The sequence below is a fragment of the Nocardia sp. NPDC004722 genome (assembly GCF_053601505.1).
Window position 1 is genome coordinate 1 of record NZ_JBSGBY010000505.1, and the last position, 6,323, is coordinate 6,323.

The window sequence follows — 6,323 nt, forward strand, 5'->3', positions numbered from 1 at the left end:
GGCCCGGCGCAGGTCGCGCCGGGCCCGAAAAACCATGCTGGTCAGTTGATTTGGACCGATTGGATGTTCACATCCAGGGCCGGCTTGCCGTCCGCGCCGCCACCCTGCACGCCCGCCTTGGCGATCTTGTCGAGGGTCGCCAGTCCGGCGTCGTCCACGGTGCCGAAAATCGTGTACTGCGGCGGCAATTGGGAATCGCCGTAGACCAGGAAGAACTGGGAACCGTTGGTGCCCGGTCCGGCATTGGCCATCGCCAGCACGCCGCGCTTGTAGTCGACCGGGTACTGCGCCGCCTGATCGTTCGGGTCGTACTGGTCGGTCGGGTACTCGTTGTCGAATTGGTAACCGGGACCGCCCATTCCGCTACCGGTCGGGTCACCGCACTGCAGCACCTGCAGGCCCTTGCCCGTGGTGATGCGGTGGCAGGAGGTGTTGTCGAAGAACTTCTGCTTGGCCAGGCTCTCGAAAGAATTGACCGTGCAGGGGGATTCGCCCGGATTCAGGGTCATGGTGATCGGACCCTGGCTGGTGTCCATGGTCGCCTTCACCTCACCGGCGGTCGAGATGTTCGCCGTGCCGGGCGCGTTCACCGGCTTGTCGGCGGGCTTCTGCGACGGGGAGTAGGTGCAGTTCACCTGGGCGGCCTTCGCCTTCGCGGCCGGCGGGGGAGCGGCGGTCAGCGAGGCGTCGGGCGTCTCCGAGGCCTTCGCGCTGGTGCTGCTGTCATCGCCCCGCGTCAGGAAGTAGATGCCGACACCGGCCGCCACCGCGACCACGACGCCGAGAGCCGACGCGGCGATGGTGAGTTGCTTGCGCTTGCGCGCCCGCTGGGCCCGGTTCTCGAGTTGACGCTCCAGCTTCCGTTTCGCCGCAGCGCGTCGCTGTTCATTGCTCGGCACTAACTGTCCCTCCGTGAACGGTCGGTTCTACAAGTTACGGCCGTCAGCCCAGCGGCCGCGGCAGACATTACCTGCATTCGCTGAGAAAAACCTACATATGCCAGTGCTGGATGGTAGGTGGGCCGGTAACCGGTTGGACTTGGCGGACGGCCGTGGTGAAAACTGAACGCCGTGACCAAGACCAGCAGCTTCAGCGCCCCGAGGGGGGTCCCCGATTATCTGCCGCCCACTTCCGCGGAGTTCGTCGCCGTCCGTGACGGCCTCGTAGCGACCGCGCGACTGGCCGGATACGGGCATGTGGAGTTGCCGGTTTTCGAGGAGACCGCCCTGTTCGCGCGGGGTGTGGGCGAGTCCACCGACGTGGTGTCCAAGGAGATGTGGACCTTCGCCGACCGCAACGGCGAGAGCTTCACGCTGCGGCCCGAAGGCACCGCCGGAGTCATGCGCGCGGTCATCGAACACAACCTCGACCGCGGTCAGCTGCCGGTCAAGCTCTGCTACGCGGGACCGTTCTTCCGCTACGAGCGCCCGCAGAAGGGCCGCTACCGGCAGCTGCAGCAGGTCGGCGTGGAAGCCATCGGCATCGACGACCCGGCCCTGGACGCCGAGGTCATCGCCATCGCCGACGCCGGATTCCGCGGCCTCGGGCTCGACGGGTTCCGCCTGGAACTCACCTCCCTCGGCGACGAGACCTGCCGCCCGCAGTACCGCGAACTGCTGCAGGACTTCCTGCTGAAGCTCGACCTCGACGAGGAGACCCGCCGCCGGGCGCAGATCAACCCGCTGCGCGTGCTCGACGACAAGCGACCCGAGGTCAAGGAGATGACCGCCGACGCGCCGCTCATGATCGACCACCTCTCCGAGTCCGCGAAGGCGCACTTCGAGCAGGTCCTCGGCCACCTCGACGCGCTCGGCGTCCCGTACGTGGTCAACCCGCGCATGGTCCGCGGCCTCGACTACTACACCAAGACCACCTTCGAATTCGTGCACGACGGCCTGGGCGCGCAGTCCGGCATCGGCGGCGGCGGCCGCTACGACGGCCTGATGGCCGAACTCGGCGGCCAGCCCCTGTCGGGCATCGGCTTCGGCATCGGCGTCGACCGCACCGTCCTCGCTCTCGAGGCCGAAGGCAAATCCGCCGTCGACGGCCCCCGCATCCAGGTCTACGGCGTCCCGCTCGGCGACCTCGCCAAGCAGCGCCTCGTCGTCCTCGCCGCCGAACTCCGCAAGGCCGGCATCCGCACCGACCTCGCCTACGGCGGCCGCGGCATGAAGGGCGCGATGAAGGCCGCCGACAAGTCCGGCGCCCAACTCGCCCTCGTCCTCGGCGACCGCGAGGTGGCCGAGGGCCAGATCGGCCTCAAGGACCTCAGCACCGGCGACCAACGCCAGATCCCCCTCGACGAGGCCGTCGCCCAGGTCGCCGCCGCCCTTGCGGGGCAACAGGATTGATCCCTGACGGAGTTCGGGGCCGCGACATCGCCGCCCCGAACTCCGTAGCACCCGCCGGGCCACCGTGTCGGCAGCTGGCGGTAGGCGTCGGTATCGGGACTCACGCGTGAGGTCGGCGAACAGACGGCTGACCGGTATCGGATGGGGCGAATCGCTGCGCTGGGTGGGGCTGCGGGCAGGGGAGCCGGGGCGAGGGCGCGAATACTGGCTTGGGGTGCGGGAAATCGGGGTATGGAGCAAGGGCCTGCGGTACCGTGCGGTGCGTCGTGCGGGGGCGGCGCGGGCCATCGGGTCGCGCGATCCATCGAGACTTGGACGAATGCAGCTGTGACTGATGAATCGAAAGCGGGGTCCGGCGGCGAAGTCGGCCTCGATCTGGTGGCGCCGGAACTGTTGGCTCCGGCGCTACGCAAACTCACCCTGGCGGCCCTCGGGGTAGGTGTCGGCGTGGGACTGCTGGCGGCGTTGTTCGTGCACTGGCCGGTGGCGGTGGCGACCGGGCTGGTGCTGGGTGCGCCGACGGCGCTGTATGCCATCGCGGTGCAGCGGCGGCGGATTACGGTGGCGGGCACGGTGATTCGGGCGCGGACCTGGCGGGGGGAACGCAGCATCGACGTGGCCGACGCCACGGCGGCCGAGATTCTGGTGTATCCGGGCAAGATCAGCCGCATCGTGCTGCGGATCACCGCCGGGCCGGATACCCGGATCGTGCCGTTGGCGATCTACAGCGACTCCGGTAGCGGGCGCGAGCTGCATATTCTGGGCCTGCGCAAGCTCGCCGACGCGTTGGCCGGGTGCCCGCTGGCCGCCGCGCTGGCCATCTCGGGAATGCTGGTGCAGCAGTTGCGGGCCGAGGCTCGGGACGCGGTGGCCGAGGAGCGGCCGCTCTACCGGGCGGTCCGTCGGGTCCGGGCGCGGGACGCGGCCGCGCCGATCGTGCTCGCCGACTCCGATATCGCCGACCTGGCCCGCTGAAACCGGTCGCCCGACAAGTAATTTGCCCGAATTTCGCGGTGTCGCCGCGCCCTCCGGTGAAAAGGTTGGCGGGGTGGGGGATTGGCGGATGTTGGCTTGCTCACGTGCGCGCCGGCGCGGGTGTGCGGCTGGCTAGGGTGAGGACGGAAGCACCAGCACCGCAAGGAGATCGTCGTGAGCAACGCCGCGCCAGTGACCGTCACCGTGACCGGAGCCGCCGGGCAGATCGCCTACGGATTGCTGTTCCGCATCGCCTCCGGGGCGCTGCTCGGAGCGGACACGCCGGTTCGCTTGCGGCTGCTCGAGATTCCGGCCGCGGTCGGCGCGCTCGAGGGTGTGGCCATGGAACTCGAGGACGGCGCGTTCCCGCTGCTGGCGGGCATCGACATCGCCGATGACCCATGGGTCGGGTTCGACGGGGCGAACATCGCCCTGCTGGTGGGCGCGCGCCCGCGCACCGCGAACATGGAACGCTCGGATCTGCTGGCGGCCAACGGGCCCATCTTCACCGATCAGGGCGCGGCCATCAATGCCAATGCGGCCGACGACATCCGGGTGCTGGTGGTCGGGAATCCGGCCAATACCAACGCCTTCATCGCCATGAGCAACGCGCCCGACGTGCCCGCCTCGCGCTTCACCGCCCTCACCCGGCTCGACCACAATCGCGCGATCGCGCAGGTCGCGAAGAAGACCGGGGCGGCGGCTGTCGACATCGAGCGGATCACGGTGTGGGGCAACCATTCCGCCACCCAGTACCCGGACCTCGCCTACGCGACCGTCGCGGGCCGCAGCGCCCTCGAGGTGATCGGTGACCGGGCCTGGGTGACCGACGACTTCGTTCCGACCGTGCAGCAGCGCGGCACCGCCATCATCAAGGCGCGCGGGGCGTCCTCGGCGGCGAGCGCGGCCAGCGCCGCGATCGACCACATCCACGACTGGGTGCTGGGCACCGCGCCCGGCGACTGGACCTCGATGGCGGTGCCCTCCGACGGCTCCTACGGCGTGCCCGAGGGACTCATCAGTTCGTTCCCGGTGACCTGCGCCGGTGGCGAGTACACCATCGTGCAGGGACTGGAGATCGACGACTTCGCCCGTGCCCGAATCGATGCCAGCGTCGCGGAGCTGGTGAGCGAGCGCGACGCCGTCATCGACCTGGGGTATGCCAAGCGGTCCTGATCAGGACAGCTTGCTTATCACGTTGTCGCCGTACCACTTGATCTTGGTGATCTTCTCTTCGAGAGTCTCGGTGTCCTGCTCCTTGGCGTAGGAGTTGCGGAAGCCGACGATCAGGTCGGTGATGCCCTTCTCCTCGCAGCGCTTCACCCCGTCGGGGGTGTAGCCGTCGTAGGAGACCGCGTGAATCTCGAAGTCGCCCTTGTGATCACGCTCGGCGCGCAGCTCGTCGATGCGGGCCAGGTACTTGTCGAGCTCCTCGGCGTTGCCGCCCGCGTGCATCCAGCCGTCGCACAACCGCACCGCGCGCTTGAGCGCGGCATCGCTGTGGCCGCCGAGCAGGATCGGCAGCGGCTTGGTCGGCGCGGGGGTGAGCCGGATCTTGCGGATGTCGTAGAACTCGCCGTGGTACTCGAAGTATTCGCCGGTGGACAGGCCGCGCACGATCTCGATGCACTCGTCCATGCGCTTGCCGCGCTTCTCGAACGGCACGCCCATGATCTCGAAGTCCTCCGGCCACGGGCTGATGCCCACGCCCAGGGCGAAGCGGTTGTTGCTCAATCGCGCAAGGGAACTGGCCTGCTTGGCCACCAGCACCGGCGGGCGGATCGGCAGCTTGAGCACGAACGGGGTCAGGCGCAGGGTGGTGGTGGCCGCGGCGATCGCGGCCGACAGCACGAAGGTCTCGATGAACGGCTTGCCGTCGAGGAATTCGCGATTGCCGTCCTTGGTGTACGGGTACTTGGAATCCGACTCCGCCGGGTAGGCGACGCTGTCGGCCACGGTGATGCTGTGGAACCCGGCGGCCTCCGCGGCCTGCGCGAGGGGGATGTAGTAATCCGGGTTGGTCATCGCCTCCGCGTAGGTGAAGCGCATCGATCGTCCTCTCGACAGTGAGCAGTGCGAAAACTAGAACAGATTCTAGTTCTGTGAGTGATGCTAGCCGTAGACTCGCCGGAAGGCACCCGATCCGGCGATCCTCGCCGAGCTTCGGATCGGCGGCGCTGTGCGCGTTCACCTGTCGTATCGCGCTGCGCGGGTGCCCGGCCGTTGCGGTCCCGGTGGCTGAGATGGCAGTCCCGGTGGCCTTGTCCGGTTCTCTGGATCTTGTTCTAATCGCGGTATGACGATCGCCATCACCGGCTCGGGATCCGGCATCGGCGCGGCCACCGCCGCGGCCCTGCGCGCTGCCGGGCACGACATCATCGGCATCGACCTGCGGGGCGCCGACATCACCGTCGACCTGACCGACGCGGCCGCGCGCGCCGCCGCGGTCGAGGAGATCCTGGAGCGATCGGGCGGCGTGCTCGACGGCGTGGTGCTGTGCGCGGGCGTCGGACCGCAGGTGCCCGATCCGAACCTGGTGGTGGAGATCAACTTCCGGGCCACCGTGGCCTTGCTCGACGCCCTGCTGCCCGCCCTGACCAAGGGTGAGAACCCGGCGGCCGTGGTGGTGTCGTCGGTCGCCTCCACCCAGATCAAGTGGGAGGACAACCCGATCGCCAAGGGCAACGAGGCCGAAGCCTTCGCTCAGGCCGGGGATTTCGCGGGCCACTACGCCTACGCCTCGTCCAAGAACGCGGTCACCGTGGCGGTGCGCGAGCGCGCGGTCGAGTGGGGCGCGGCCGGTGTCCGGCTCAACACGGTGGCCCCCGGCAGTGTCGACACTCCGCTGCTGCGGGCGGGAATGGACGATCCGCGCTACGGTGAAGCCATCCGCAACTTCGTGGCAGCGGCATCGCCACCGGGCTGCCGGTGTACACCGGGATCATCGAGACCGCGCGCACCAACAATCGGGGCGGGCAGCCGGTCGGCGCGGCCTAT

5 protein-coding genes and 1 pseudogene are annotated in these 6,323 nt (G+C 68.8%); 4 read left to right on the forward strand and 2 right to left on the reverse strand.

Going from position 1 to position 6,323, the window contains the following annotated elements:
* Positions 1-41 precede the first annotated feature (41 nt).
* A complete protein-coding gene (locus tag ACWELQ_RS34730) occupies positions 42-899 on the reverse strand; it encodes a peptidylprolyl isomerase (protein WP_452401253.1) in 858 nt (285 codons plus the stop codon).
* 171 nt (positions 900-1,070) lie between these two features.
* Here ACWELQ_RS34730 and hisS point away from each other — a divergent pair, with 171 nt between their 5' ends.
* The 3 genes from hisS (at position 1,071) to ACWELQ_RS34745 (ending at position 4,502) form a co-directional block, all read left to right on the forward strand.
* Positions 1,071-2,351, forward strand: a complete 1,281-nt coding sequence (hisS, locus tag ACWELQ_RS34735; protein WP_452401254.1) for a histidine--tRNA ligase — start codon at positions 1,071-1,073, stop codon at positions 2,349-2,351.
* A 327-nt stretch (positions 2,352-2,678) separates the two neighbouring features.
* On the forward strand, positions 2,679-3,326 hold the full coding sequence (locus ACWELQ_RS34740; protein ID WP_452401255.1) for a hypothetical protein: 648 nt from the start codon (positions 2,679-2,681) through the stop codon (positions 3,324-3,326).
* Between the two features lie 174 nt (positions 3,327-3,500).
* Entirely contained in the window at positions 3,501-4,502 is a 1,002-nt protein-coding gene (locus ACWELQ_RS34745) for a malate dehydrogenase (RefSeq protein WP_452401256.1), read from the forward strand.
* On the opposite strand, the gene ACWELQ_RS34750 is transcribed toward ACWELQ_RS34745, so the two are convergent.
* A complete protein-coding gene (locus ACWELQ_RS34750; protein ID WP_452401257.1) occupies positions 4,503-5,375 on the reverse strand; it encodes a TIGR03619 family F420-dependent LLM class oxidoreductase in 873 nt (290 codons plus the stop codon).
* 247 nt (positions 5,376-5,622) lie between these two features.
* Between ACWELQ_RS34750 and ACWELQ_RS34755 the strand changes: the two are divergent.
* A pseudogene (locus ACWELQ_RS34755) lies at positions 5,623-6,144 on the forward strand (SDR family NAD(P)-dependent oxidoreductase); the annotation flags it as partial.
* Positions 6,145-6,323: the final 179 nt, after the last annotated feature.